The organism is Agromyces albus (assembly GCF_004134825.1).
GTDB lineage: Bacteria > Actinomycetota > Actinomycetes > Actinomycetales > Microbacteriaceae > Agromyces > Agromyces albus.
In genome coordinates this window covers 13,216-38,862 of record NZ_SDPN01000009.1, presented here as the reverse complement: position 1 = coordinate 38,862, position 25,647 = coordinate 13,216, and the positions used below count along the sequence as shown (strand labels likewise).

Sequence of the window (25,647 nt, the reverse complement as noted above, 5' to 3'; positions counted from 1 at the left end):
CACAGACCTCTCAGCTTGCTTTTCGGTCGAGTGTATTCGACGCGTCGGCCGAGGCGGGGGCATCCCCGAAATCGGGGATCTCGAGGCGAGCGCCGCCCTGGAGAGCGGACTGGTGGGCGATGATGCCGGGCAGCGTGTAACGGGCAGCCACCCACGCGTTCACGGGAGGAAGGGTTCGATCGACGACGGCGCGCACGAAGTCGTCGACGAGGAAGTGGTGGCTGCCTTCGTGTCCACTCGGAACGCCGTGGTAGACCTCGGGGAGTCGATCGACGTCGTGAACCTCGGCGTATCCCGACACGAACGCCTCCCGCAATTCGGGAGCGACGTTGGCAAGCGAGGGGTCGTCGAGTGACATCGTCGGCTTGGTCTCGATCTGGTCGCTGATGTCGAAGACCTCGTGCTTGTCCTGCCACACGCTGACCGTGGCGAGCTGCTCGAAGCTGGCCTCGGTGCCGAAGTAGCGGAACCGCGACTCCCTGATCTGCGAGGGGTAGCCCACGCGCCGCATCTCGTTGATGCGCATCACGCCGCCGTTGTCGAGCTCGAACAGGGCGCTGGCGTTCGAGAAGTCGTTGTCGAACTGGCTGATCTCCTTGTCGAAGACTCCGTCGTTGCGGTCGTCTCGGACTCCGATGCAGCTGACACTCACCGCATGGCCCGGGATCGCACCCAGCACCCCACCGACCGAGTGAGTGGGGTAGAGCATCGGCGGGTAGCTCGCCGTCTTCTTCCATTCGGCGCCGCCGCTGTATTGGTAGGCGGAGTAGAACCCGAGGTCCATATCGTGGACGTAGTCACCCTCGGCATAGAAGATGCGGCCGAATGCTCCCTCGGCGACCTTCTTCCGCGCGAAGACGGTGGCCGGGTTGTAGTGGCTGGTCTCGCCCATCATGTAGGTCAGACCGGTCTCGCGCACCGCGTCGATGATCGCCGAGATCTCCTCTTGGGAGATGGCCATCGGGACAGCCGAGTACACGTGCTTGCCGGCACGAAGCGCCTGGACGACGAGCGGCCCATGGGTCCAGCGCTGGGTGAACAGTGCGATCGCGTCGACGTCGGAGGCGAGAAGTGCTTCGAAGTCGGCCACGGTGCCGTCGAGCCCTTCGCGGTCCACCAGCTCCGTTGCCCTCTCGGGCAGCAGATCCGTTACCAAGACAGCGCTCACATCGGGGTGGATCTTGAACAGCGTGGCGAACTGGGCGGCGAACTGCCCAGCTCCCACCACTCCGATGGAGATCATGTGAAGCCTTTCGAGGAGCGCTGCTCATGGGTGCGTTGTGACGGCGGACTTGGACATTCTGACACTCTTGTCTACTCGTGACAACTACCCACTATCCCCGGTCTGGGTGGGCAGCACAGATCGTCTCCAATACGTACGCTACTCGCGTAGATGAACGCGTGCCCGTTGTGGCGGGTGGGTGCGACGGTGTCAGCCGATCGGGTAGCTCACGAACGCGAAGCGGTCGCCCTCTGGAGACCACGAGTTCACGTTCACCGTCCCTTGGCCGCCGAACAGCGTGACCAGCGTCTTCGCACCGGCCCAGTCGCCGTCTCGTACGAGCCTGAGCTCGACATCGAGGTCGGCGGGGTGCCCCTCGGTGCCCTCCGGGAACGCGATGTAGACGGCATGATCACCGGCCGGCGCGAGGTGAGGGAACCAGTTGACGCGTGCATCCGTCGTCAGTTGCTCGAGGGCCGTGCCGTCGCGACGGACGCGACCGATCTGGGCGTGCCCGTCGAAGAGCTCCGTGTTGAGGTAGATCCACTGCCCATCAGGGGAGTATTCGCTGCCGTCGGTGTGTGCGCGGGAATCAGTGATGGGCCGGATGCCGCTGCCGTCCCTGCCGGTGAGGTAGACGACGCCCGGACCCCACGAATCGCCTTCGGGGCGTTCGATTCCGATGAAGGCGAGCTCGACGCCATCGGGCGATATGCCGTGGAGGAAGTGCAGGAGGCGGGAATCAGAGGTCACGCGTTCTGCGCGTCCGCCATGGATCGGGGCTCGGTAGATGTGGCCATCCATCGCCGAGAGGAAGATGTGTTCGCCGTCGGTGTCGAGCACGTGGTCGTTGTTGATCGGGGGCAGCGCTTCGATCGATACCGGTTCCAGGCGGCGGCTCGCCAGCGTGTACGTCCAGAGTGCGCCGTCGCCGTTCAGCACGAGTCGCGTGCCGTCGAGGGTCCAGTTGGGAGCTTCGAGCAGCACCCCATCGGTATCGATGACGGTCTCGACGCTGCCGTCCACTCGGGCGATCTGCACCAGGCACCGCTGCTTCGGTGCGAGCGTGCGCGGGAATCCCGGCACATCCAGGATCTCGGGGTCAGTCATGTCGTTCTGCTCCAATCACGCCACGCGCGAGCTGCGCACGGTACTCGTCGATCTGGATGTTCACGGTCACGGGGTGTCGAGTTCGCGGATTCGGATGTTCCGCCATCGGCACGCAGCACCAGGCGCCCAGCGGGAATCACCGAAGACCGCATCGTTGTCGTGCACTTCGAGCGCAATCCGGCCGCGCTCGCCGAGCAGCTTCCACACCGTATCCGGGTCGTAGTTCGGGTACTCGAATGTCGCCGCGTCCGCCTCGGCGACGAACACGTCGTTGACCCAGGTCGTCACGAGGGGTCGGGCACCGACGCATCGGATGCGCAAGTGGTTCCAGTCGTCCCATCGCCATGCCGCCAGGAACTCCTCGGCTGAACCGGCGCGATGGAGCATCGCCCGCTTCTCGGGCAACAGTTCCTCGAGGGTCGTCGCCGGGTCCTCCTCGATCAGTCCCACGGGCGTGCCGTCGATATCGCGGTCCACGTCGATCACGAACGGCACGCCGTGGAAGCTGCCGATGCCGTTGCCGAAGAAGCCGCCGATCGAACCGGACTTGCGGTGGTCGACGAGCACTTGCAGGCCCTCCCAGCTCTCGGGGAGGCGGCGGATCATCACCCCGGTGTCGGCGGGCCAGTCGGCGCGGAACTCCAACTCGAGCTCGAAGTCGCCGAAGTCCTCTTCAGAGACGAGGTAGCCGCCCCAGCCGGGATTCTCCGCATCCTGCCGCCCGACGATGGCGCCGCCCTCGACGGTCCACACCGCGGGGTACTCGACGGCGCGGTCGTTGTAGTCGTCCGGGATCGCATCGATGACGTCCACCACGCGGGGTCCGCCCGGCCAGACTGTGCCGTAGGTGCGCGGGGTCGCACACCAGCCGTCGAGCGTCTCCCCGTCGAACAGGGACTTCCATTCTTCGCCCATTCCGTGCAGTCCTCTCCGATGACAGCTCCTCGACGTCGAGACGCTATCGAGATGCGCGCAATGGCTTCAAGGGCGGAATTCGGTCGCGGCGCGCCGGAAATACACACTCTTGCCAGCGAGCCGAGTTCGTGGGAGCATCATTTAGCTCGTGCTAATAGGTGCAATATAGGTCGTGCTAATTGCCTGAACAATGGAGTTCCGATGCTGCCGCACCTTCATTTGGAGGTTCCCCCGCTGTCGGCGCGCGTGAGTGCCGCGATGATCGCCTCCACCCTCGCCCGGCTGATCGCGAGCGGCACAGCCGCAACCAAGGCCGACCTCGTCCGCACCACCGGGCTGGCACGGACCACCGTAGACACGGGGCTCCGCGCACTCTTCGAGCTCGGGGCCATCCGGATGCAGGGCTTCCGCGCGGCCGTCGGTCGTGGGCGACCAGCCGAGGTGATCGAGATCGAGCCGAGCTTCGGAGCGACGATCGTGCTGGACTTCGGCGGGCACAGTGTTCGCCTCTCGATCGCCGACCTCGGCCAGAACGTCCTCGCACACGACGAACTTCCGGTGCTGCTCGCCGCAGGTCCGGAATCCGTGCTCTCGTCTGTGCTTGCTCGCGCACACGAGCTGGTGAATGCTGCCGGCCTGGCAGAGCGGCACCGAGTGACCGTCGTCGGGGTTCCCGGTCCGGTGAATGCCAGGGAGGGCAGCGTTGTGCGACCGCCCATCATGCCGGGGTGGGACGGCTTCCCGATCGTGGAGCGGGTGCGCGAATCGCTCGGCGGCCGAGTCCTCCTCGTCAATGACGTCAATCTTCGGGCACTCGGCGAAGCCCGCGCGATCGATTCCGCCGGATCGCTGATCTACCTCAAGGTCGGCACGGGCATCGGCGCGGGCATCGTCGACGCCGACGGCCGACTCGTCGACGGCGCCGACGGCGCTGCGGGTGACGTCGGGCACGTTCGCTCGCCCGGTTCCACGACCCGTTGCGGCTGCGGCGCCGACGGATGCCTCGAGGCCACCGCCTCGGTCACGGCGCTCGCCACACGCGCCGCATCGCTCGTCGGCGATGGTGCCGACGCAGCGGACCGCTTCCTCACCCTCCTGCACGAGCGCGACCCGCAGTGCGTCGAACTGGTCGTCGACGGCGCCGCCGCGATCGGCGAGGTCGTCTCGATGCTCGTGCACGTCGTGAATCCGTCGCGCATCGTCATCGGCGGGTCACTCGATGCTGCGAGCGATGACCTGCTGGCGGGCATCCGTCGCGTCGTCTACGGTCGCGCACTGCCCCTCGCAACCCGCAATCTCACCATCGCGCACGCCACCCTCGGTGGTGAGGCGGGCATGGCGGGTGGAATCGTGCTCGGCGTCGAGAGCGCGTTCGACGCCGACCGGCTGGAGGAACTCCTCGAACGCCGGGCCCGCGCGCTGCGGGCCGCCGCTCTGCACCGCGGACGGGAGTTCAGCGGCATCCGCGAGCTCCCTGCCCCGCAACGACTGGGCCTCGTCGCGAGCCGGTAGAGCGGATCCGACCATGTCAGTCGACGCGAGCCGGCCCAGTCGAGTCTCGCACGACGAGCGTAGCGGGAGTGAGAATCAGAGCGCGCGGCCGATCGCGATCGGCGAGGCGCTGCAACACGGCATCGAGCGAAGCCTCAGCTGTGGCGTCCACGTCCTGCCGCACCGACGTGAACCGGTGGTACGAGAGCGCCGCCACGTAACTGTCATCCCACCCGACGATCGAGACGTCCTCAGGTACCCGCACACCGGCTCGGGTGAAGACGGCAAGCAGTCCGGCCGCAGCCTGGTCGCTGCAGCAGATCACCGCGGTCGGCAGGACCGAGCGATCGAGCAGCTCGCGAGCCGCGTTCGCTCCATCCTCTTCGCCCCACCCCGCGCCGAGCACGTCGATCTCATCGTGCAGGCCCACGAGGTCCATGCCGAGCCGGTAGCCACGAGCACGCTCCTGACCCGCAGGCTCCTCTGTGCCGCGAACGTGGGCGATGCGGCGATGCCCGAAGCCGACCAGGTGTTCGATCGCAAGCCGCATCCCGGTGACATTGTCGATGTGGACATTGTCGTGCGGGGCGGGCACCGGTCCACCCAACCACACGGTCGGGATGATCTTGCCGATGCTCTCGAAGGAAGCCGTCCAGTCATCCGGAACGAAGCCCACGAGCGCTTCCACCCGCTGCTCGACCAACTCGTCGAGGACCTTGCCGGGCGTGCGCTCGGAAGTCATCGGCCCCAGAACCACGCCGAACTCCCGGCCCGCCGCACGAGCGAACAGTTGCTCGACGACCTGCGACTCGAAGGGGTTGCGCATCGAGTAGAGGGCACCGATGAGCCGGGTGCGCTTCTGCCGCAGCAGTCTCGCCGATGCATTCGCCCGGTACCCGAGCTCGGCCGCGGCGGCAAGGATCCGCTCCCGCGTCTCGGCGCTCGGGCCAGGGACGTCGCGCATGACCAACGACACGAGCTGGCGAGAGACACCCACGTGCTCCGCGACGTCGCGCATCGTAGGGTGCCTGACACTCTCCTGCGCATCCACGTCGCAAGTCTGTCACGGCCGGAACGCCCCGCATCGGCACGAATTGCGCCGGATGCGGGCGGAAGTGGGGCGTTGAAGGCGCATGCTCGACGTTCATACTCTCGACCCAGCCGCGACACCAATGTCGCGGGGAAGGCGGGCGGAATGCACACATCGATCCAGCTCTGGAGCCTCCGCGACGACATCGCTCGCGACGGATTCGGACCGGTCATCGCGAGGATCGCCGACGCCGGCTATCCGAGCGTGGAGGCGTTCGGCCTCGTGCACACCGTCGACGCCGTCGCCGACGCACTGGTCGGCACCGGCCTCACCGTGCCGACCGTGCACGCCGAGCTCGACACCGAAGACCTCGGCGTCGTCGCGGATGCAGCACTCCGCCTCGGCGCCCAGACGGTGATCCAACACATGTTCCCGGCGCACCGGTGGGCCGACGACTCCGCGCTCGACGCAACCGCCGCGATCCTGCAGCGGGCAGCCCGACAACTCGAGCCCTTGGGACTGCGAGTCGCCGTTCACCACCATGATGACGAGCTGCGCACCCGGATCGGCGATCAACCTGCCGTGCACGCACTGCTCCAGCGCCTCGATCCGTCGATCGGGGTCCAGGTCGACATCAATTGGGCGGCCGTCGCCGGTGCCGATCCGATCGCCCTGGTTCGAGACCTCGGCGACCGTGTGCCCGCCGTGCACATCAAGGACGGACCGCGCCGCGGGCTCAACACCGAGCAGACGGCGCTCGGCCGCGGTGAGCTCGACGTCGAAGGGTTCCTCGCCGCCGCCCCTGCGGATGCTGTGGCGGTGCTCTCGCTCGACATGTATCAGGGCGACGCCATGGAGGCCGTCGTTGCCAGCCGAACCTGGCTCGAATCGAAGGGACTTGATCGATGAGCAACCAGCGCATCCGGATCGGCGTGATCGGCGCCGGCGACGTGACCCGCCTGTACCTCCCGGATCTCGGCGGGCACGAGGACCTCGAGGTGGTCGCGGTCGGCGACCGGAACCCGGACCGCGCCGAGGAGTGCGCCGATCGCTATGGCATCCTGCGGCACGGCGACGTCGCCTCGGTGCTGGAGGCTCGGGATGTCGACCTCGTGCTGAACCTCACCTCGCCCGCTTCGCACCTGGCCATCACCCGCGCCGCCCTCGAACACGGCAAGCACGTGTTCAGCGAGAAGCCACTCGGCACCGACCTCGACGAAGCGCGTGCCGTGCTCGCGGTCGCCGAGCGCGCCGGACTCGTCATCGGCTGCGCTCCGGACGCGCATCTCTGGAACGGGTTCCAGGACGCGCTGCGTCTCTTGCGTGATGGCGCCGTAGGCGAGGCGGTCTTCGCGCGATGCCAAGCGGTGCTCGCCGGACCCGAGTCGTGGCATCCGCGCCCGCAGTTCCTCTACGCGCACGGCGGCGGCCCGCTGCTGGACATCGGTCCGTACTACCTCACCGCGATGATCGTGGCCCTCGGGCCCGTGAGCCGTGTGCGGGCGGTCGGCACCGCCAAGTCGCCCACGCGGACGATCGGCAGCGGCCCTCTCGCCGGCACCGAGTTCCCGGTCGAAGTGCCCTCGCTCACCACCGCCATCCTCGAGTTCGCCTCGGGCATCGCGGGTACCGTACTGCTCACTTTCGACTCCGCCTCCCATCGCGGCGGCGGCCTCGAGATCCTCGGGACCCGGGGCACCCTGAGAACTCCCGACCCCAACCTCCACGAAGGGCCCTCAGCGGTCATGGCCGCAGGGAGCACCGAGTGGAGGGATGTGCCACTGGGGAGTTCGGGTGCCGGACGCCCAGGCGGGCTCGTCAATCTCGCCCGACACCTCCGCGGGCTCGAGCCGCTGCGCGTCGGCAGTGACCTCGCGTTCCACGTGCTCGAGACGATGCTCGCCATCGACCAGGCCGCGAGCAGGGGTCGGTCGGTCGAGGTCCACAGCCGCTGCCACTCGCCGGAGCCGCTGCCGGCCGGCTGGGACGCCGGTCTGCTGGCAACGGCGGTTCCGTCGGAACGCTGATCGTGCCACCTGTCCCACCCGCACCACCACTGCATGCCCCCAAAGGAGAGATCATGAAGCAGCACCGCAGGGCCATCGCCCTCCTCGCAACCGCGGCACTCGGCGTCACCGCCCTCACGTCGTGCACCGCCGCGCCGTCGGACGACGAGGACGTCACCATCACCTGGTGGGCGACGAACCTCGCATCCTCGATCCAGCGCGACGAGGAGATCCTCACCCCGATCCTCGAGCGGTTCACCGAGGAGACCGGTATCAAGGTCGAGTTCGAGGTCAACACCTGGGCCGACTACTACAACAAGGTCCTCGGCGCCGTCTCGAGCGGCGAGGGGCCCGATGTCATGAGCGTCGGCACCACGTGGACCCAGACGCTCGCCGACACTGGCGCCTTCCTGCAGCTCGACGGCACCCGCATGGACGCGATCGGCGGCGCGGACAAGTTCGTGCCCGCCTCGATCGCGGCAGCCGGTGGCGACGCCGAGGGCGGTCCGTCCTTCCTCCCCATGGTCAACGGCGTCACCAACCTCTGGTACAACCCGGCGATGTTCGCCGAGGCGGGTCTCACCGAGCCGCCCGCCGACTTGGACTCCTTCGTAGAGGTCGCCAAGCAGCTCACCATCGACACCGATGGCGACGGCAGCATCGACCAATGGGGACTCGGCTACCCCGCGGGCTCCGCACAGGAGCTCTCCCACACGATCTTCGCCTTCGGGCGGCAGTACGGCGGAGAGATGTTCGACAAGGACGGCGAGCCCACACTCGACGCTGACGGCATCGTCGAGGCCGCAAAGTCCCTGACCGACCTCATGGCGGCTGAGGGCATCGTGTCGACCGCCGATGTGGAATCCACCCAGTCGCAGGATATGTACCAGGAGTTCATCGACGGTCGCGTTGCGATGATCTGGGGCGCCAACCCCGTGCCCGCCTTCCGTGACGCCGGCTTCGAGGACTACGCCCCCGGTTACATCCCGGTCATCGAGCCGCTGATCGGCGACCCGATCCAGACGCATATCGCAGGCGTCAACATCGGGGTCTTCGCCGAGACGAAGCACGAAGAGGCTGCACTGGAGCTCATGCGCTACCTCACCGATGTCGAGACCCAGGCCGACTTCTGGAACGAGCTCGAGCTGCTGCCGACCAACGCGGAGGCCTACGACTCCGGCGCAGTGGAGAAGACCGAGGCATTCGAGATCTACTCCGACATCCTGGCGAACCACGCCGACACGTTCCCGCTGAACTCGAAGACCGGGCAGGCCGAGACGCTCATCGGCGACGCCATGAAGCAGCTGTTCGCGCGGGCCGCTCTCGAAGGCCCCCTGAGCGAGGCCGCGATCCGTGAGGTCCTCGAACAGGCGAACACGCAGCTCATCGCCGCGGGTTGAGCAACCTGGCCGGGGCGTGCGGAGACCGCCTGCACGCCCCGACCATCATCATCCCCATCCATCGCAACCCTGGAGGAATCGTGTCAACCCTCATCCAAGAGGCGCGCCCGTCCACCCCGGCTGGGCCGCCCGCCAAGGGGAACCAGCCAACACGCCGCCGCCGGCGGCGGAACGTCCTGCCCTACGTCCTCGTGCTTCCCGCGCTCATCGCTGAGCTGTTCATCCACATCATCCCCATGGGGCTCGGCATCTGGATCGCGTTCCTCTCGCTGAACCAGCTGTCGATCCGGAATTGGATCAATGCCGACTTCATCGGCTTCACCAACTTCCTGAACGGCCTCAACCCGACCACGGCGATCGGCTCCCAGTTCTTCGGCACACTGGGCCGTACCGCCGTGTACACCGTGCTCGTGCTCGGGTTCTCGTGGGCTCTCGGCACCGCAGCCGCGTACTTCCTCAACGCACGCTTTCGCGGGCGAGCAGTGCTTCGCACGTTGTACCTGCTGCCTTACGCGCTCCCGGTCTTCGTCAGCGCCATCGCCTTCGCCTTCATGTTCAACCAGCGTGACGGCATCATCAACAAGATCCTCGTCGACGACCTGCATCTCTTCGCCGACCGCCCGTTCTGGCTCATCGGCTCGAACGCCTTCGTCGTGCTCGTGATCGCCTCGATCTGGACCACGTGGCCGTTCGCCTTCTTGCTGCAGCTCGCTGCGCTCCAGACTGTGCCGGAGGACGTCTACGAGGCCGCCTCCCTCGACGGAGCGGGCAGGATCCGGCAGTTCTTCGACGTGACCCTGCCGATGATCCGCGCATCGAATGTCGTGATGTTGCTGCTCATGTTCCTCGCCACCTTCAACCAGTTCACGGTGCCCTTCGTGCTGTTCGGACCGAGCGCACCCAGCGAGAGCCTGCTCATCTCACCGCTGATCTACCAGTTCTCATTCGGAACCTGGAACTTCGGGCTCGGAGGCGCGGTCAGCACCATGCTTCTCGTGCTGTTGTTCGTGGTCTCGTTGATCTACATCCGACTCGTCATGCCGAAGGAGAGGATCCGCCGTGCGTGAGACGCTGTCGTTCAAAGCCGTCCGGGCGGTGGTGCTCACCGTCATCACGGGCATCGTGCTGCTGCCGCTCTATGTGGTCCTGGTGAGTTCGTTCAAGCCGCTCCGCGACGTCTCCGGTCCCTTCACCTGGTTGCCCGAGACGTTCACGATCGAGCCGTACATCCAGATGTGGTCGACGATCCCACTGGCCAAGTACCTCTTCAACAGCCTCATCGTCACCACCCTGTCGACAGCGCTCGCGCTCGTCATCGCTGTCCTCGCCGCGTTCGCGCTCGCTCGGCTCCGCTGGCGCGGGCAGCGCTCGTTCAGCCTGCTGGTGCTGTCGACGCAGATGTTCCCCGGCATCCTGTTCCTGCTGCCGCTGTATCTGATCTTCACGCAGATCCAGCGGACGATCGGCATCCAGCTCAACGGCAACTACGCCGGGCTGATCATCACGTACATGACATTCTCGGTGCCGTTCGCCACCTGGATGCTCATGGGATTCTTCGCCTCGATCCCCGACGAGCTCGAGGAGGCAGCCATGATCGACGGCACAACGCGACTCGGCGCTTTCCTCCGCGTCGTGCTGCCGGTCGTCCGCCCGGGCATCGTCGCGGTCGGCGTGTTCACGTTCCTCAACGGCTGGGGCGAGGTGCTGTTCGCCTCGGTGCTCACCACGAGCGACACGAGAACACTGGCAGTCGGCCTCCAGGCATTCTCCTCGCAGGTCGATGTGCGCTGGAACGAGATGATGGCCGCCTCGATCGTCATCTCCCTGCCGGTACTCATCGCCTTCCTACTGGTGCAACGCCACTTGGTGCAGGGACTCGCGGCGGGAGCGGTCAAGTGAGCACCGCTGCTGTGGCCGAGCGCAACGCCGCCATCGTCGAGCGCTTCTACGAGAGCGAACGTCGCCGCGACCTCGAGACATGGGCGTCACTCTGGCATCCAGCCGGCCGGCAGACGTTCCCGTTCTCGAAGGAATCGGAGGTGCGTGGCATCAACGACCTGCGCCGGGTCACCGCCCGCAAGTTCGAGGTGCGCCCGCCCTACGAGATCCATACCCGCGTCGAAGCGTTCGCCGATCCGCATCGTGTGCTCGCGCGTCTCCGACTCGTGATGACGGTGCCCGCGGGCGCAGAGGTCAACATCTGGTGCGTCTTCCATTTCGACGATGACGGCCGGGTGCTGGAAGTCGAGGAGATGCTGGACACGGCCTCGGCGCCACCAGTACCGCAATAGACGGATGCTCCGCCCTTGCGGCGACCCTTCATTCGGCTCTCGTGCGCGGTCACGCTCGTGCTCTGCCTGCGTCAGCGGCGTGTCGTCACAACATCACGGAGCTGAGCAACAGGCTCGTCTCGCTGTTCTGCACGCCGTGGATCGACCGGATCGCGCCCAGGACCCGGTCGAAATTCCCGAGACTGTCGGTCTGGATCTCCGCCACGAGATCCCAGCTGCCGTTCGTCGTGTGCAGCGAACGAATCTCGGGGATGCCCCGAAGGTGCCGGATGACGTCGGTCGTGGTGCGGCCCTCGACCTCGATGAGTGCGATCGCCCGCACCGAGTCGAGGTCGTCCTGCTCACGGATCACCGCGGAGAACCCCACGATGACACCAGAGGAGATGAGCCGATCGATCCGGCTGTTGACGGTTGCTCTCGTCACGTCGAGTTTGCGGGCGAGACTGGCGACCGGCTCCCGGGCATCGGCACGTAAGGCCGCCAGGAGACGCCGGTCAAGATCATCGAGCGGGATAGCCATGATCAGACTGTATAGCGGCTCGTTTACTTCTGCTCATCTGACTGGACGAAATGACGCACTCAGCGCATTGCCGCTGCATATCGCGCACTCGTACCGTGAGAGCAGCGAGCAGAGGAGGCACGTCGGTGAGCGTTCAGGCGCCGAGCGCGGTCGTGCTCATCCGCCCGCACCGGTTCAGGCCGAACCCCGAGACGGCCGTCGACAACGCCTTCCAGTCGCTCGACCCCGGCCGCAGCGATGAGGAGATCGCCCTCGCCGCCTATGACGAGGTGACGGCCGTGGCTGCGGCGCTCGAGACCGCCGGCGTCGGCGTGCACCTCTTCGAGGACCCTGACGGCAGTCGCCCCGACAGCGTGTTCCCGAACAACTGGTTCTCGACGCATCCCGACGGTCGCGTCGCGACGTATCCGATGTTCACCCCGAATCGCCGAGCCGAGCGACGGTGGGACGTCATCGAGTTCCTCGAGCACGAGTACGTCGTCAGCGAGGTGGTGGACTACTCCAGGCTCGAGCGTGATGGCATCTTCCTCGAGGGCACCGGCGCCATGGTGCTCGACCACGTCAACAGAGTCGCCTACGTGGCGCGGTCTCACCGGGCCGACCCGGTCGCGTTCGAGCGGTTCTGCGCAGACTTCGCGTACGAGCCGATGCTGTTCGACGCGGTCGACGAGCACGGCGTGCCGATCTATCACACGAACGTGATGATGGCCGTCGCGACCGACTTCGCCCTCGTCGGACTCGACCTGATCACTCCGGCAGAGCGCCGGGAGGAGGTTGCGACGCGCCTTGCCGACTCGGGCCGGGAGGTCGTCGTGCTCAGCGCGGGCCAAGTGCACGAGTTCGCCGGCAATGCGATAGAGCTTCGCGGGTCGCGCGGGCGGATCCTCGCGATGTCCCGCCGAGCGGAGTCGAGCTTCACCACCGCACAGCGCGAGGTCATCGAGCGGAGCTGCCGCATCCTCGCCGTCGACGTCGAGACGATCGAGCTCGCCGGCGGTTCCGTCCGCTGCATGATCGCCGGCGTCCACCTCGATCGGCGGCCGAGATCGCTGCGCCGCATGGATGAGGACTCTCCGCGGGGTTGGTGAGGTCGTCGGGCATCGAGGATCGCACACGAGAACGGACCCGCGCCGATCGGCGAGGGTCCGTTCTCAAACGCGTCAGGTGCGGGTCAGTGGCCCTGCACTCCAGCGCCGACGTCGACGCCGGCGTCGCCCTCGAGGTCGACGGCTCCGCCGACTCCCTCGACGGTCTCGAGGCCGGTCTGGCCCAGCTCTTCGACCTTCTCGACGCCGGTCTGGCTCAGCTCCTCGGCAGCGTCGAGCGCAGCCTGGCGCTGCTCCTCAACCGTGCCGAGTCCGCTCTGAACGGCGTCTTCAGCGGCCTTCAGCGCGGCTTCCTCGTCGAGCTCGGCCTGCACCTCGGCGTCGAGCTTGACCTCTTGCGAGGTCTTGACGTCGACCTTCGTGTCGACACCCGAGTCGGTCACGACCTCGGCCGGAACCTGCCCGGTGACCTCGTTGAAGACCTCCTGGGCGGCGGTGGGCAGCACGCCGGTCGCGCCGGCCACGCCGGTGCCGGTGATGCCCACTACTGCCGCGGCGCTCGCGCCGATTGCGATCTTCGCTGCCAGGCCGAGGCCGACAAATGCGCTCAAAGACACTCTTCTTCTCCTTGTTCCCGGCATCGACGCCACCGGCGCCAGCACCGAAGTCGATGTGGTCATTCCGTCTGCAGAAGTCGAGATCCTCTCCGCCCTCTCGAGGTCGAGGCGAAGCGCCAACTCAGCCGATGGCTGAGGGGCCGCTCCGAAAGAGGCCTGCCGGAACATCGAAACGGCGTCTGCCACAGCGGCGAGGTCTTGGCGTGCCTCGGGGGTCTCCCCGCGCAGCACGGCCGAAGCCTCTTCGTCTGTGATCCGGTGGTCTCTCATCTCACTCCCTGCTATCGCCGGATGCCGCTGTAGGGGTACGCCCTGCGGAAAACTTTTTTCGAAGTGTTTGAAGCGCGCGTCGCTGCAGAGCCTTCACGGCGCCGGGACGCTTGCCGAGGATCTCGGCAACCTGCTCGACGGTGAGGTCGGCGACGATGCGCAGCACCATGACGTTGCGCTGGTCGGGCGGGAGCCCGTCGAGCACCGCGCGCGCCGAGGCATCCGTGAGATTCTCGATCGCCTCGTGCTCTGCACTGGGGCTTCGACGCGCGTCGAGCTCGTCGCTCCACTCGACGTCGTGGCCGCGCTTCGACCGCTTGCGCAGTTCGTCGACGAGCCGCCGATACGCGATCGTGAACACGAACGTGCGGAACTCCGCCTCGCCTCCGCGGAAGCGGTCGAGCTGGTCGAAGACGGCGAGGAAGACCTCGCTCGTCAGGTCCTCGGGCTCGTACGACCCGCGAGCCCTGAGGAAGGCGGTGACCGCTGGGGCATGGTCGACCCACAGATTCGTGCACGCCCACGATGCACCCGACTGGGCCGCAAGGAGCACCGCGGGGAAGGCGTCGGCATTGATGCCTTTGCCGGGGACCGAACGGGACGAGGGCATGCGGCGGAGGTTTGAGCGGGGGAGGGCGCCCTCAATTTCAGCCATGACCAGAGAGCATAGGACAGCGAGCCTCCACGCGATCCGATCATCCACAAGGATCGCGGCCTCGCCAAGACCTATGCCGACGACGGAATATGGCTGCCGAAGCGGGTACGCCGTCCGCAAGGTCACAACCGGTCGCAACATCAGCAACGCCTGCACGAGGGCGACGATCGCGCTGGCCGACCAGGCCTGCGGCGAGCAGGCGTACGGATAGATGCACGGGTATGGATGGTCATCCCCTCACGGCCACCGTGCTGCAAGCGGAGGGATTCCGCTGAGTTCGGGCGGGTCGCCCACCGGCTCAGGCGCGCTGCTGGATCTCCTCGAGGTCGAAGTACACGGGGATGCCGCGCCGACGGGCGATCGCGACATCCGTGTCGGCGCCGTTCGACTCCCCCGGCAGCCGCAGCACGGCGTCGCAGTGCTCGAGCAACCGCGCGGCCGTCTCGTACATGACGTCGCCGCCGCCGTCGGCCTGTGCGATCTTCTCGACGCCGCGGAGCACGGGCAGCGCGACCCACTCGCCGATCATCGGCACGTGCCCTCGGCGGAAGATCGGCCAGGCGGCGTCCTCGAGTCGTGCCAGGTTGCGGGCGATGGCATCGGGATCGCCGTTCGTTCCCGAACGATAGGGGCCAGCGATGAGGATGAGCAGTGGAGTTTCCATGTCGGGTAGCGTAGCGTTAACCGTGCACAACCGTGCAACATCGAGAAGGAGTACGGATGCTGAGTGCCCAACGTCGCGACCACCTGCTCGCAATCCTCGCGGCCGATGGGCGCGTCGTCGCGAAAGACGTGGCCACCGACCTCGGCATCTCGGAAGACAGCATCCGACGCGACCTGCGCGCCCTCGCCGAAGCCGGGCTGTGCCAGCGCGTGTACGGCGGGGCGCTCCCGGTCTCGGCGGCGATCAGGCCGTACGGCGATCGGCTCTCGCTCGCCACCGAGAGCAAGGAGCGGGTCGCGCGCGCGGCGCTGGCGCTCATCCGTCCGGGCACGAGCGCGATCCTCGATGCCGGCACGACGACCCTCGCGATGGCGAGACTGCTGCCCGCCGACCTCGAGGCCACCATCATCACGCCGAGCCCCACCGTGGCGATCGCGCTGGCGGAGCATCCGCTCGTCGAGATCGTGCTCATCGGCGGCCGGCTCTCGCGGCACTCGATGGTGACGAGCGGGTCGCTCGCGGCCGAGGCGATCCGGCGAGTCAGGGCCGATGTCTGCTTCCTGGGCGTGACCGGCGTGCATCCCGACGCCGGGCTGACCACCGGCGACCTCGACGATGCCGCCACGAAGCGCGCCCTCGCCGCCCAGGCATCCGAGTCCTACATTCTCGCGAGCGCCGAGAAGCTCGGGGTCGCGTCGGCGTTCCCGGTGCTCGAGTTCGAGGAGACCGCGGGCATCGTCGTCGATCCCGCTGCCGAGCTCGATCCACGACTCGCTGACGGACTCCGTGATCGTGGAGCCAAGCTGATCTGAACGAGTGGGTCGGCGGGCCGGTCAGCGGTCGACGCTCACAAGGCGGCGCTCACCAGTCGCCAGTCAGGCGAAGTTGCCCTCGCGAATGCCATAGCGCAGGAAGACGAACCCGTTGTCGAATGGTCGCTCCTCGATGCGATCGAGGCGCACGTGCACTCCGTCGGGCAGGAATCGGGTGCCTCCACCGACGAAGACCGGGCTCAGGAACATGCGGAACTCGTCGACGAGTCCGGCCCGGATCGCGTGCGCCGCGAGGTTCGGGCCCGAGATCGTGAGATCACGCTCGGAGACGGCCTTCATCCGCTGCAGCGCCTCGGCGTCGAACTGCCGCTCGAGACGCGTGCGGGGCGTGGTCACCTGATCGAGCGTCGACGAGTACACGATCTTGTCGGCGGCTTTCCACAGCGCCGTGTACTCGCGCTCGACCTCGGCCTGCTCGGGCGCTTCGTCGGCGGTCTCCCAGTAGCGCATCACCTCGTACATGCGGCGTCCGTACAGGTAGGTGCCGACCGGCCGCTCGAGCTCGTTGATGAACGTGTGCACCTCCTCGTCGGGTGCAGCCCAGCTGAAGTCCCCTTGATCGTCGGCGATGTACCCGTCGAGCGACATGATGCCGCTGCAGATGAGCTTGCCCATGACTCGCCTCCTTCATTGCGGTGCGGATCAGCCTTCGGCTGGCACCGCTTCCGGCGCGCGCGGGCACTTCGCGAGCGCGCGCATGTTCTCGGTCGCCTGCTCGATCGACCACGGCAGCTCGACAAGGGGGCGCTCGCGGTCGGCCTGCGCCTCGGCCTTCGACGCGATCGATGCCAGGGCGAACGCGACCTCGCGCACGAAGTCGGCCCCTGACGAGGAGTTGTTGAGCGCGACCACGACCGTGAGGCCGGTCTCGGGATCGGTGAACGCCGCCGTCAATGCGCCGGCGGTCTCGCCGGCGGTGCCGCGCAACGAGCCGTACTGGCCGCCGCCGAGGCCCCATGCCTGCCACGCGGGCGACTCGGCGCCCATCGGGGTCGGGCTCCATTGCCGGCGGACGGTGTCCTCGTCGAGGAGGACCCCCGTCGCGAACGCCTCGCTGAGCTTTCGCATGTCTTCGAGGTTCGAGACGGCGCCGGCCGCGACGCCGCCCATCGAGCTCGATTGCGACGAATCGTCGAGGAGCACGGCGCAGTCGACGTTGCCGTCGGGCAGGATCGCCGCCGAGTACGAGCCGAGCAGGTCGCCGTGCTCGGTGTCGTTCGGCGCGGGGATGCCGGTGCTCTCGAGTTCGAGCGGGTCGAAGACGTACTGCTCCGCGAGGTCGGCCCACGAGCGGTTGGTCGCTCGTTCGAGCGCCATGCCGAGCAACACGATGCCGGAGCGCGAGTGCGCCCACTGCTCGCCCGGCTCGCCGACGCGACTCATCGCGAGCGCGTTCGACACGAGCTCGTTCGCCGGCCACACGCGTTCGGGGTTCGACACGAAATGGCTGCGGAGCAAGGGGTAGTAGTCGGCGAGCCCCGACGTGTGCCGGCAGAGCTGCTCGAGGGTGATGCCGTCGAGGTCGGGTATCCACCTGACGTAGTCGCTCACCTCATCGTCGAGTGCCACCTCGCCGATGTCGACGAGCCGCAGCAGGATGGTGCAGGTGATCTCCGTCGTGAGCGTGCCGATGCGGAACCGGGTGTCGGATGTCGCAGCAGGCGCGTCGTCGGTGAAATCGACGGTACCCGACGCACTCGACCATTCGCCCGCCCAGGGTGCCCAGACCCCCGCGATTGCGCCGCTCGACCCGCTGAGGGCGACGGCCTCGTCGAGCACCGCCGCAAGCGTGCCGGTCACCTCGTCGCTGAGCGCCGCATCGACCTGGTCGAACCGCGCCTCGGGGTCTCCGGTTCCTCCGGTGCACCCGGAGACCGCGAGCGTCGCTGCAAAGACGGCGACGAAAGCGCTCCATCGCCGCCGTTTCCCCAGGCGGTCAGCCACCTAGCCCCCTAGCTGCGTGTCCGATTCGATTCTAGCTCGCGAAGGGAGATTCGAACCGTCGCGCACGCGTGCGGATCGTCGGAATCCAGACCGGCGCCGGCGAGCGCCGCCGGGCGCGCTGACTCGCCGTCTGCTGCTCTCAGCCGCCTCGCTTCGATTGCGACGTCATGGACACGGCGGCCCGAAGAGCGCGCCCAGGAGTGAGTCCGGCTCGTCGCACTCCTCGGCCGGATCGGGGCGCTCGGAGTCTCGGCTGGGCTCGGGGAGGGTGCGGTGTCAGGCTGCGGCGGCTCGGCGGCTCCTGGGTCGGCCGGCGGCGCGACGGGCGCCTCGGTCACCGGAGCCGCCGGCGCTTCGGGCCGCGGTGTCGGACTGGGCGGGCCCGTCGGACTGGTCGGACTCGTCGGACCGGGCGATGGCCGCGGCCCCGGACTCGCGACGACCGGCGCAGAATCGCTCGGCGTCGTCGGGTCGATCGGCGTCGGGCGGCCCGTGTCGACGATCGTCGCCGCCTCACTGTCGGGCCGCGGTTCGCCCGCGAAGGGGATGAACGCCAGCGCGCCACCGATCATCGCGACGGCCGCAACGGAGACGGCGGAGATCAGCACGCGCGCGCGGCGTTCGAACAGCCACGCAGCTGCGGCCAGGATGCGCGATTCGACGGATGCCGCGACCGGGGTCGCGGCTGCCGCGCGCCGCGCTCGTCGACCACCTGCAAGCACCGTCTCAGCCGCCGGCGGCGCAGCACGACGTCCGCGGGGTCGACGCATCGGCTCGTGGCGCTGCTCCCAGTCGGACACGTGCTCACCTCGCCTCGTCGTCGCTGCCCCACCCCGTTCGGGGGGCACGGCATCCTACGACAATACGCAGCGATGCCTCCCGACTCCATCCCCGGACCGCCGCGATACTCGTCGGCCGAGGCCGATGCAGTAGGGGAGACGCTCTAAGCGCCCGCGCTGGGGCGCAACGCGGCGTCGATCTCCCGCGTCGCCCCGGCCATGAACCGCTCGACGTTGCGGTCGACGATGATGTCGCTCGGGCGCAGCGGCCGCGACAGGTACAGTCCCTCGAGCGAGGTCAGCCGGCTGAGGGCGACGTAGGTCTGGCCGGGGCTGAAGACGCGCTGGCCGAGGTCGACGATCGCCGTGTCGTAGCTGGCGCCCTGCGACTTGTGGATCGTGACCGCCCAGGCGAGGCGCAGCGGGAATTGCGTGAACTCGGCGACGACCTGCCGCTCGAGCTTCTTGCGCGTGGGATCCCACGTGTACTTGAACTTCTCCCATGTGACCTGTTCGACCTCGTGCTCGTCGCCGTCGATCTCCACACGCACGGCGCGCTTGAGGTGCGTCACGGTGCCGATGGTTCCGTTCACCCAGCGCTGGCCGTCGGGACCGATGGCGTTGTCGTTGCGGAGGAACATCACCTGCGCGCCGATCTTCAGCTCGAGCCGCTCGTCGGCGGGGAACGCCCTGCCGCCGAAGTCGCCGTTCACGTCGGCCTCGTTCGCCTGCGAGGTGCCGGGCAACCGGTGGAGCTGGGTCGCATTGATGCGGTTCACCGTGTCGTTGCGAGTCGCCAGCGTGATGGCGCCGTGCTCGGGCAGCGGCCGCCGCGCGCCGATGCTGTTCAGCACGCCCGCGATCTCGGCGGTCACCATGCCGTGCCGCACCGCGTTCAGCATGAGCTTGAACTCGTCGTCGTGCTGGCGATGGATCTCGCCTAGCTCGAAGATCCTCAGGTCGGCCTCGCGCCAGACCTTCGCGTCGAAGAACCACATCGACTCGTAGGTGTCAGCGAAGTAGGCGCGCTCATCGCCGTCGCCCGGCACGGGGGCGAGTTGGTAGGGGTCGCCGAAGAGCACGACCTGTACTCCGCCGAACGGCTCATGGGGGCGCTGCCTCGCCTGGCGCAGCGAGCGGTCCATCGCGTCCATCAGGTCGGCGTTCACCATCGACACCTCGTCGATGACGAGCGTGTCCATCGCGTTCAGGATCTTGCGCACCGCGTCGTTCTGGTCGATGGCGTGATCGGCGACGACCCCGATCGGCAGCCGGAACAGCGAGTGGATCGTCTGCCCGCCGACATTGAGCGCGGCGACCCCGGTGGGCGCGCAGATGACGATCTGCTTGTTCGTGTTCCAGTTCAAGTGGTTGAGCAGCGTCGACTTGCCGGTGCCCGCACGCCCGGTGACGAACACGTGCTCACGGGTGCCCTCGATGGCCTGGAACACCGCGGCCTGTTCGCGGGAGAGGGTCACGTTCTGCACGACGGTTCTTTCCGAAGAGCTGGCGGATGCCGCGAGTCGGCGCCGCGCGGCGAGTGCGCCCTTGCGCGGGCGCGATCCCACTGTAACCCCGCTCCGGCATGCGATCTCCGGGCCTGGGGATATCGCGGGCTCGATCTGCGACCCCGCATAGACTGTGCGGGTGGGGAGCTCTCGCGTGCGTGGCGGACGGGTGTCACCGCTGGCCGTCGCCGCATGGGCGGGGCTCGCGGTGCTCCTCGCGGGCGCCTTCCTAGCGGCCCTCGGCGGTCTGAACCAGACGATCTACGGCGCCTCGAGCTTCGTCGAACGCTATCTCGAGGCGATCGCCGACGACGACATCGCGACCGCGTCGACCACTCCCGGGGTCGCGCTCGACGAGGCCGAGCTCGAAGAGCTCGGCCTGCCGGCGAACATCTCCACTGCCATGCTGCGCTCGGGAGTCATCGAGGCCGGCCCCGAAGACGTGCGCATCGTGAACGACGAAACGCTCCCAGATGGCTCCCACTCGGTCACGGCGAGCTACCGGCTCAAGGCCGCGATCATCGAGTCGACCTTCGACGTGCGACCCATCGACCCGCTCTACGGGTTCCTCAATCGGTGGGAGTTCGCGGTCAGCCCGCTCGCCGTCATCGACGTGACCGCTGCCCACAACCCGCTCTTCACCGTCGGCTCACTGTCGCTCGACACGCGGGCGGCGAAGTCCGGCGAGGAGCTCGCCGCGTTCACGCAGGTCACCCCTTACCTCGCCATGGCACCTGCGGCGTACGAGTTCCACTACGACTCGACCTTGCTCGACGCCCCGCACGTCTCGGTGCAGGCCGAGGCGTCGGCACGCACGTCGGTCGTCGTCGACGCCCAGCCGACCGCCGAGTTCGTCGATCGCGTGCAGGTCAAGGTCGACGAGTTCCTCCAGGCGTGCGCCGAGCAACCGGTACTGCAGCCCACCGATTGCCCCTTCGGCATCGAGATCGACGATCGTGTCGTGAGCGAACCGCAGTGGAGCCTGGTCTCGATACCCCTCGTGGTGCTCACGCCGGGCGAGTCGTCGTTCGAGATGCCGCCCACCGAAGGGGTCGCACACATGACCGTCGAGGCGCAGTCCCTCTTCGACGGTGACTTCTACACCCTCGAGGAAGATCGGCCGTTCACGCTGGCCCTCACCGCCGTGATCAAGCCCGACGGAAACATCGCGATCCAGCTGAGATGACGCGTGCAGGCGCCGTCAGCGGCGCAAGCCGCTGAGCCCTGCAAGCGCGGAGTCGACGACCTCATCGATCGGAGCTCCGAGCTCGACGACCACGCCCGCCTCGTCGTCGTCGAGCGGCTCGAGCGAACGGAGTTGCGAGTCGAGCAGCGACGCGGGCATGAAGTGTCCCCGCCGGGCTCCGAGCCGCGTTGCGAGCACTGCGCGATCGCCGTGCAGGTGCACGAAGACCGTGTCGGGCGCGGCGAGCCGGATCCGGTCGCGGTAGTGGCGGCGCAACGCTGAGCAGGCCACGACGATGCCGGCTCCGGATGCCGCGGCGAGGGTCGCCCCCACGAGGTCGAGCCAGGGCCGGCGGTCGTCGTCGTCGAGCGGGATGCCGTTCGACATCTTCTCGATGTTCGCGGGCGGATGCAGCTGGTCGCTGTCGGTGAAGTCCGCTCCCAGGCGTGCAGCGAGGGCCTCGCCCACGGTCGACTTGCCCGAGCCGGCCACGCCCATCACGACGATCCGCGAGGGCGCGGATCTCGTGCCGGCTGCGGCATCCGTCGCCCCGTTCATGACCTGCTCTCATCGTGCTCGGCGATCGCCGCGAGCCGTGCGTTGTACGCCTCGAGTTCGGCGTCGCCAGTGCGGTCGGCGTGGCGGTCTCGGCGCCGCGACTCCTTCTCGTCGCTTCGCGCCCACTGCATCGCGACGGTGATCGCGAGTGCCACCGTGGGGATCTCGCCGATCGACCACGCGATGCCGCCGCCGAGCTGCTGGTCGACGAGCGCGTCGGTGCCCCAGCCCATCGCGCCGTACCAGTCGGCGAGCAGCAGTCCGGTGCCCGACATGATGGCGAGGCCGAAGAAGGCGTGGAACGCCATGGTGCCGAGCAGCAGCACGAGCCGGAACGCGTGCGGCAGCCGATAGGGCACCGGGTCGATGCCGATGAGCGATTGCACGAAGAGGTAGCCCGTGATGAGGAAGTGCACGATCATCCACTCGTGCCCGATGTGGTCGAGCATCGTCCAGCGGAAGAGCGGCGAGTAGTAGAACACCCAGAGCGAGCCGGCGAAGAGCAGCGCCGCGACGATCGGGTTCGCGATGATGCCCGCGAACCTCGAGTGCACGGCGAGCATGATCCACTCGCGGCCGCCGCGGCTGCCGTCTTTCCTGGGACGGATGGCGCGTGCCGCGAGAGTGACCGGCGCACCCGGCACGAGCAGCACGGGCACCGCCATGGTGAGCACCATGTGCGCTCCCATGTGCGCGGAGAAGAGGTACTGCTCATACACGTTCACGCCGCCGCTCGTGATGTAGGCGAGCAGCAGCAGGCCCGCGACCCAGAGCACCGTGCGGTAGATCGGCCAGCTGTCGCCGCGCTTGCGGAGCCGGCGCACGGCGGCGAGGTAGAAGAAGATGCCGAAGCCGCTCGCGAGCAGCCAGATGAGGTCGGGGCTCCACTCGGTGAAGAACCGGTGCCACTCGGGCCACGGCGGCAGCGGCTCGCCCGTGAGGATCTCGGCGGGCGTGCGGGCGAGCGTACCCGTCTGCTCGGGCACGGGGGTGGGCGTGCGGGCGAGGGCTGCGGCGACGCCCGACGCGAGCCCCATGAAGGCGAGTTCGGCGACGACGAGCAGCCAGAACGCCGGCTGCCGAGCACCCGGTGGTCGAGTAGCCCGCGAAGCAGGCGTATCGAGGCCACCCTCCCCCGCCCCGACGATCCGCCCGATCAGGAACCGCCGCTGCGCCGCGCCGAATAGGCCGAGCGCGATGAGCGCCGTGACCTTCACGAGCACGAGCGAGCCGTAGGGGGTGCCGAGCTCGTCCCACGTGCCGATGCGCAGCGCGGCACTCGCATACCCCGACAGTGCCACGACGATGAAGCAGATGAGGGCGACCGTCGAGTAGCGCGAGAGCACCACCGGGAGCCGGTCGCTGCCGAGCTCGCGGCGCAACAGCACCATCGTGACGAGCCCGCCCACCCACACGCCCGCGAACACGAGGTGCAGTCCGAGTGCGGTGATGGCCTCGGAGTGTCCGGCCGCCCCGGCGGCGTGCCCCTGCTGGGCGAGCGGCACGAGGGCCGCGACGGCGACCACGGTGACGAACACGAGCGCCGTCTGGTTGCGCACCGCGAAGCACAGCACCGTCACGGCGGCGGCGACGAGTGTCGTCGTGAGCCACGCCTGGCCGAGCTCGATGGTGGTCGCGAACTGGCCGAGCTTCTGCCCGAACGACTCGCTGAGGTCGAACGGCACCGCCGTCACGACCATGAAGGTGAAGAACCCGGTCGCGGCGCTCGCGACGGTGAGCAGGGCTGCGGATGCTGCGGCCACATCGAGCGCGAGATCGAACTCACGGCGCTCGGGGGTCAGTGCCCACACCGCGAGCACGAGCGCGCCGAGCATGCCGGCCGCACCGAGGTTCACGAGCAGCTTCGCGACCGGCACCCCGAATCGTGCGATCGGGCCGGGGTCTTGGATGAGGTACGGCTCCGCTCCCCCGCCGTAGGCGAGGCCGGCGAACGTCGCGAGAAGCGCGACGGCGAGGAGCACGGCAGGGCCGAGCACGCGTACGGAGCGGGGCACCGAACCAGCCTAGACGGCGCTGCCGTGAGCGGCCCCGAGGCCATCGGCCCCGGAGACGACGAAGGGACGCTCGGCTTGCGCCGGCGCCCCTTCGGGAGTCTCAGATGCTACTTGGCAGCAGCCTTGAGCTTCGAGCCCGCCGAGATCTTGACCGAGTGTCCGGCCGGGATCTCGATCGTGGCACCCGTCTGCGGGTTGCGGCCGGTGCGAGCGGCACGCGAGGTGCGCTCGACGGCGAGCCAACCCGGGATCGAGACCTTGGTGTCGTTGCCCACGGACTCGGCGAGCGCCTCGAAGAGGCCGCCGAGGACGGCGTCGACGGTGGCCTGGCTCTGCCCGGTCGATGCAGCGACCTTCGCGACGAGCTCGGTCTTGTTGAGCGACTTGTCAGCCATTGAATGTCCTCCTCGGACCTTCGCTGTTCGGTACAGCAATAGTGAGTTCTCGGGAACGATCGTTCAACCGCCCCCGTGGCCGATCGGGCCGCCTTGAATGTAGCAGAGATCCGCGGAATCCCGCGGATTTCCGGATGCATCTCGCAGACTGGCTCCGGCGTGTCGCACATGCCGGGCGCCCGCACCGCGGCATCCGCGACCCACAGGGACGACAAAAGGGGCGCCCCTTGCGGGACGCCCCTCTCGGCACAGGCTGTGGCTTACCAGCTCGACTTGGTGATGCCGGGCAGCTCGCCGCGGTGCGCCATGTCACGGAAGCGGACGCGCGAGACGCCGAACTTCGTGAGCATGCCACGGGGGCGGCCGTCGATGGCGTCGCGCGAGCGCAGGCGAACCGGCGACGCGTCGCGGGGAAGCTTCTGCAGGCCCTTGCGGGCTGCTTCGCGGGACTCGTCGGTGCCGTTCTCGTCGACGAGCGCCTTCTTCAGCTCGAGGCGCTTGGCCGCGTAACGGTCGACGATCACCTGGCGCTGGTTATTGCGCGCGATCTTGCTCTTCTTGGCCATGTCTTAGCGCTCCTCTCGGAAGTCGACGTGCTTGCGCACTACGGGGTCGTACTTCTTGAGCACGAGACGGTCGGGGTTGTTGCGGCGGTTCTTGCGGGTCACGTAGGTGTACCCGGTGCCGGCCGTGGAGCGGAGCTTGATGATGGGGCGGATGTCCTGCTGCTTTGCCATCAGATCTTCTCCCCGCGGGCCAGGATGTCTTTCACGACGGACTCGATGCCACGAGCGTCGATCACCTTGATGCCCTTGGCGGACACCTTGAGGGTGACGTTACGTCGAAGCGACGGCACGTAATAGGTCTTCTTCTGCACGTTCGGGTCGAAGCGGCGCTTCGTCCGGCGGTGCGAGTGCGAGATGTTGTGTCCGAAGCCGGGAACGGCTCCGGTCACCTGGCACACTGCGGCCATAGTGGTTTCCTCCAATACCGAGGGGCGGATGCCCCTCCCAAGGTCTCTTGTCTGCTGACGATCCCGCACGAATGCCCGCGATCTCTCGCGAAGTTCGATGGGGATTGTCGCGGTCTGGGCAGTGGAAGTGCCCAGCCAAAGGTCGATCTTATCAGGTTCGGGCGGTGCGGCCGAAACGATCCCTACAGCGTGCCGATCATGCCGGCGTTGAGGGTTTCG

General features: G+C 67.8%; 27 protein-coding genes. 10 read left to right on the top strand and 17 right to left on the bottom strand.

Translation table 11 applies throughout. The features are described 5' to 3' along the window. Positions 1-10: 10 nt before the first annotated feature. From ESP51_RS06740 to ESP51_RS06730, 3 genes are all read right to left on the bottom strand, one after another. Entirely contained in the window at positions 11-1,243 is a 1,233-nt protein-coding gene (locus ESP51_RS06740; RefSeq protein WP_129520134.1) for a Gfo/Idh/MocA family protein, read from the bottom strand. Positions 1,244-1,432: 189 nt separating this feature from the next. Continuing rightward, a complete protein-coding gene (locus ESP51_RS06735; protein ID WP_129520133.1) occupies positions 1,433-2,332 on the bottom strand; it encodes a TolB family protein in 900 nt (299 codons plus the stop codon). A gap of 66 nt (positions 2,333-2,398) precedes the next feature. After that, a complete protein-coding gene (locus ESP51_RS06730) occupies positions 2,399-3,247 on the bottom strand; it encodes a 3-keto-disaccharide hydrolase (RefSeq protein ID WP_129520132.1) in 849 nt (282 codons plus the stop codon). A gap of 258 nt (positions 3,248-3,505) precedes the next feature. Between ESP51_RS06730 and ESP51_RS06725 the strand changes: the two genes are divergently transcribed. Beyond that, the gene (locus ESP51_RS06725; protein ID WP_164990442.1) at positions 3,506-4,759 is read left to right on the top strand and encodes an ROK family protein; all 1,254 of its coding nucleotides are present in this window, start codon (positions 3,506-3,508) and stop codon (positions 4,757-4,759) included. Between the two features lie 16 nt (positions 4,760-4,775). On the opposite strand, the gene ESP51_RS06720 is transcribed toward ESP51_RS06725, so the two are convergent. Continuing rightward, positions 4,776-5,756 (bottom strand): LacI family DNA-binding transcriptional regulator, encoded by a 981-nt coding sequence (locus ESP51_RS06720; RefSeq protein WP_129520130.1) that lies wholly within the window; start codon positions 5,754-5,756, stop codon positions 4,776-4,778. Positions 5,757-5,933: 177 nt separating this feature from the next. On the opposite strand from ESP51_RS06720, the gene ESP51_RS06715 reads away from it, so the two are divergent. From ESP51_RS06715 to ESP51_RS06690, 6 genes are all read left to right on the top strand, one after another. Next, positions 5,934-6,677: a sugar phosphate isomerase/epimerase family protein gene (locus ESP51_RS06715; RefSeq protein WP_129520129.1), complete on the top strand. Its 744-nt coding sequence runs from the start codon at positions 5,934-5,936 to the stop codon at positions 6,675-6,677. Then, positions 6,674-7,795 (top strand): Gfo/Idh/MocA family protein, encoded by a 1,122-nt coding sequence (locus ESP51_RS06710; protein ID WP_129520128.1) that lies wholly within the window; start codon positions 6,674-6,676, stop codon positions 7,793-7,795. The genes ESP51_RS06715 and ESP51_RS06710 overlap by 4 nt, the downstream gene beginning before the upstream one ends. A 53-nt stretch (positions 7,796-7,848) precedes the next feature. Continuing rightward, positions 7,849-9,174 (top strand): ABC transporter substrate-binding protein, encoded by a 1,326-nt coding sequence (locus tag ESP51_RS06705; RefSeq protein ID WP_129520127.1) that lies wholly within the window; start codon positions 7,849-7,851, stop codon positions 9,172-9,174. A gap of 80 nt (positions 9,175-9,254) precedes the next feature. Further along, on the top strand, positions 9,255-10,241 hold the full coding sequence (locus tag ESP51_RS06700) for a carbohydrate ABC transporter permease (RefSeq protein ID WP_241843023.1): 987 nt from the start codon (positions 9,255-9,257) through the stop codon (positions 10,239-10,241). After that, positions 10,234-11,073, top strand: a complete 840-nt coding sequence (locus ESP51_RS06695; protein ID WP_129520126.1) for a carbohydrate ABC transporter permease — start codon at positions 10,234-10,236, stop codon at positions 11,071-11,073. The genes ESP51_RS06700 and ESP51_RS06695 overlap by 8 nt, the downstream gene beginning before the upstream one ends. Further along, complete coding sequence (locus tag ESP51_RS06690) at positions 11,070-11,465, top strand: nuclear transport factor 2 family protein (protein WP_164990441.1); 396 nt, start codon at positions 11,070-11,072, stop codon at positions 11,463-11,465. The genes ESP51_RS06695 and ESP51_RS06690 overlap by 4 nt, the downstream gene beginning before the upstream one ends. Before the next feature lie 85 nt (positions 11,466-11,550). On the opposite strand, the gene ESP51_RS06685 is transcribed toward ESP51_RS06690, so the two are convergent. Beyond that, a complete protein-coding gene (locus ESP51_RS06685; protein WP_129520125.1) occupies positions 11,551-11,985 on the bottom strand; it encodes an Lrp/AsnC family transcriptional regulator in 435 nt (144 codons plus the stop codon). Between the two features lie 125 nt (positions 11,986-12,110). On the opposite strand from ESP51_RS06685, the gene ctlX reads away from it, so the two are divergent. Next, positions 12,111-13,073 carry a citrulline utilization hydrolase CtlX gene (ctlX, locus tag ESP51_RS06680; protein ID WP_206737231.1) on the top strand — a complete coding sequence of 321 codons (963 nt, stop codon included), beginning with the start codon at positions 12,111-12,113 and terminating at the stop codon, positions 13,071-13,073. An 83-nt stretch (positions 13,074-13,156) separates the two neighbouring features. Here ctlX and ESP51_RS06675 read toward each other — a convergent pair whose 3' ends face one another. From ESP51_RS06675 to ESP51_RS06665, 3 genes are all read right to left on the bottom strand, one after another. Then, positions 13,157-13,642 (bottom strand): hypothetical protein, encoded by a 486-nt coding sequence (locus tag ESP51_RS06675; RefSeq protein WP_129520123.1) that lies wholly within the window; start codon positions 13,640-13,642, stop codon positions 13,157-13,159. Positions 13,643-13,919: 277 nt separating this feature from the next. Then, positions 13,920-14,528 carry an RNA polymerase sigma factor gene (locus ESP51_RS06670; RefSeq protein ID WP_164990440.1) on the bottom strand — a complete coding sequence of 203 codons (609 nt, stop codon included), beginning with the start codon at positions 14,526-14,528 and terminating at the stop codon, positions 13,920-13,922. Positions 14,529-14,871: 343 nt separating this feature from the next. Next, positions 14,872-15,237: a DUF4406 domain-containing protein gene (locus ESP51_RS06665; RefSeq protein ID WP_129520121.1), complete on the bottom strand. Its 366-nt coding sequence runs from the start codon at positions 15,235-15,237 to the stop codon at positions 14,872-14,874. 56 nt (positions 15,238-15,293) lie between these two features. Here ESP51_RS06665 and ESP51_RS06660 point away from each other — a divergent pair, with 56 nt between their 5' ends. Then, the gene (locus ESP51_RS06660; protein ID WP_129520120.1) at positions 15,294-16,049 is read left to right on the top strand and encodes a DeoR/GlpR family DNA-binding transcription regulator; all 756 of its coding nucleotides are present in this window, start codon (positions 15,294-15,296) and stop codon (positions 16,047-16,049) included. A 63-nt stretch (positions 16,050-16,112) separates the two neighbouring features. On the opposite strand, the gene ESP51_RS06655 is transcribed toward ESP51_RS06660, so the two are convergent. The 3 genes from ESP51_RS06655 to ESP51_RS06645 all read right to left on the bottom strand — a co-directional run bounded on the left by ESP51_RS06655 (position 16,113) and on the right by ESP51_RS06645 (position 20,280). Further along, positions 16,113-16,685 (bottom strand): dihydrofolate reductase family protein, encoded by a 573-nt coding sequence (locus ESP51_RS06655; protein ID WP_129520119.1) that lies wholly within the window; start codon positions 16,683-16,685, stop codon positions 16,113-16,115. 27 nt (positions 16,686-16,712) lie between these two features. Then, positions 16,713-18,014: a serine hydrolase domain-containing protein gene (locus ESP51_RS06650; protein WP_129520118.1), complete on the bottom strand. Its 1,302-nt coding sequence runs from the start codon at positions 18,012-18,014 to the stop codon at positions 16,713-16,715. A gap of 943 nt (positions 18,015-18,957) precedes the next feature. Next, on the bottom strand, positions 18,958-20,280 hold the full coding sequence (locus ESP51_RS06645) for an ATP-dependent DNA helicase (RefSeq protein WP_129520117.1): 1,323 nt from the start codon (positions 20,278-20,280) through the stop codon (positions 18,958-18,960). A 160-nt stretch (positions 20,281-20,440) separates the two neighbouring features. Between ESP51_RS06645 and ESP51_RS06640 the strand changes: the two genes are divergently transcribed. Beyond that, positions 20,441-21,487, top strand: coding sequence for a hypothetical protein (locus ESP51_RS06640; RefSeq protein ID WP_129520116.1), 1,047 nt, complete (start codon positions 20,441-20,443; stop codon positions 21,485-21,487). A gap of 15 nt (positions 21,488-21,502) precedes the next feature. On the opposite strand, the gene ESP51_RS06635 is transcribed toward ESP51_RS06640, so the two are convergent. The 6 genes from ESP51_RS06635 to rpmB all read right to left on the bottom strand — a co-directional run bounded on the left by ESP51_RS06635 (position 21,503) and on the right by rpmB (position 25,428). Next, entirely contained in the window at positions 21,503-22,045 is a 543-nt protein-coding gene (locus ESP51_RS06635) for a gluconokinase (protein WP_241843022.1), read from the bottom strand. Further along, positions 22,042-24,060, bottom strand: a complete 2,019-nt coding sequence (locus ESP51_RS06630; protein ID WP_206737230.1) for a bifunctional copper resistance protein CopD/cytochrome c oxidase assembly protein — start codon at positions 24,058-24,060, stop codon at positions 22,042-22,044. The genes ESP51_RS06635 and ESP51_RS06630 overlap by 4 nt, the downstream gene beginning before the upstream one ends. A 107-nt stretch (positions 24,061-24,167) precedes the next feature. Continuing rightward, positions 24,168-24,455: an HU family DNA-binding protein gene (locus ESP51_RS06625; protein ID WP_129520115.1), complete on the bottom strand. Its 288-nt coding sequence runs from the start codon at positions 24,453-24,455 to the stop codon at positions 24,168-24,170. 260 nt (positions 24,456-24,715) lie between these two features. Then, complete coding sequence (gene rpsN / locus ESP51_RS06620) at positions 24,716-25,021, bottom strand: 30S ribosomal protein S14 (RefSeq protein ID WP_129520114.1); 306 nt, start codon at positions 25,019-25,021, stop codon at positions 24,716-24,718. Between the two features lie 3 nt (positions 25,022-25,024). Next, positions 25,025-25,192: a 50S ribosomal protein L33 gene (gene rpmG, locus ESP51_RS06615; RefSeq protein WP_021760158.1), complete on the bottom strand. Its 168-nt coding sequence runs from the start codon at positions 25,190-25,192 to the stop codon at positions 25,025-25,027. Next, entirely contained in the window at positions 25,192-25,428 is a 237-nt protein-coding gene (gene rpmB / locus ESP51_RS06610; protein ID WP_129520113.1) for a 50S ribosomal protein L28, read from the bottom strand. The genes rpmG and rpmB overlap by 1 nt, the downstream gene beginning before the upstream one ends. Positions 25,429-25,647 lie beyond the last annotated feature (219 nt).

Coding starts and splice junctions, on each gene's coding strand:
- ESP51_RS06740 (WP_129520134.1), bottom strand. CDS start 1,243: ATGATCTCCATCGGAGTGGTGGGAGCTGGGCAGTTCGCCGCCCAGTTC.
- ESP51_RS06665 (WP_129520121.1), bottom strand. CDS start 15,237: ATGGAAACTCCACTGCTCATCCTCATCGCTGGCCCCTATCGTTCGGGA.
- ESP51_RS06625 (WP_129520115.1), bottom strand. CDS start 24,455: ATGGCTGACAAGTCGCTCAACAAGACCGAGCTCGTCGCGAAGGTCGCT.
- ESP51_RS06660 (WP_129520120.1), top strand. CDS start 15,294: ATGCTGAGTGCCCAACGTCGCGACCACCTGCTCGCAATCCTCGCGGCC.
- rpmG (WP_021760158.1), bottom strand. CDS start 25,192: ATGGCAAAGCAGCAGGACATCCGCCCCATCATCAAGCTCCGCTCCACG.
- ESP51_RS06685 (WP_129520125.1), bottom strand. CDS start 11,985: ATGGCTATCCCGCTCGATGATCTTGACCGGCGTCTCCTGGCGGCCTTA.
- ESP51_RS06655 (WP_129520119.1), bottom strand. CDS start 16,685: ATGGGCAAGCTCATCTGCAGCGGCATCATGTCGCTCGACGGGTACATC.
- ESP51_RS06730 (WP_129520132.1), bottom strand. CDS start 3,247: ATGGGCGAAGAATGGAAGTCCCTGTTCGACGGGGAGACGCTCGACGGC.
- ESP51_RS06670 (WP_164990440.1), bottom strand. CDS start 14,528: ATGCCCTCGTCCCGTTCGGTCCCCGGCAAAGGCATCAATGCCGACGCC.
- ESP51_RS06720 (WP_129520130.1), bottom strand. CDS start 5,756: ATGCGCGACGTCGCGGAGCACGTGGGTGTCTCTCGCCAGCTCGTGTCG.
- rpsN (WP_129520114.1), bottom strand. CDS start 25,021: ATGGCCAAGAAGAGCAAGATCGCGCGCAATAACCAGCGCCAGGTGATC.
- ESP51_RS06710 (WP_129520128.1), top strand. CDS start 6,674: ATGAGCAACCAGCGCATCCGGATCGGCGTGATCGGCGCCGGCGACGTG.
- ESP51_RS06715 (WP_129520129.1), top strand. CDS start 5,934: ATGCACACATCGATCCAGCTCTGGAGCCTCCGCGACGACATCGCTCGC.
- rpmB (WP_129520113.1), bottom strand. CDS start 25,428: ATGGCCGCAGTGTGCCAGGTGACCGGAGCCGTTCCCGGCTTCGGACAC.
- ESP51_RS06735 (WP_129520133.1), bottom strand. CDS start 2,332: ATGACTGACCCCGAGATCCTGGATGTGCCGGGATTCCCGCGCACGCTC.
- ESP51_RS06705 (WP_129520127.1), top strand. CDS start 7,849: ATGAAGCAGCACCGCAGGGCCATCGCCCTCCTCGCAACCGCGGCACTC.
- ESP51_RS06725 (WP_164990442.1), top strand. CDS start 3,506: ATGATCGCCTCCACCCTCGCCCGGCTGATCGCGAGCGGCACAGCCGCA.
- ESP51_RS06635 (WP_241843022.1), bottom strand. CDS start 22,045: ATGAACGGGGCGACGGATGCCGCAGCCGGCACGAGATCCGCGCCCTCG.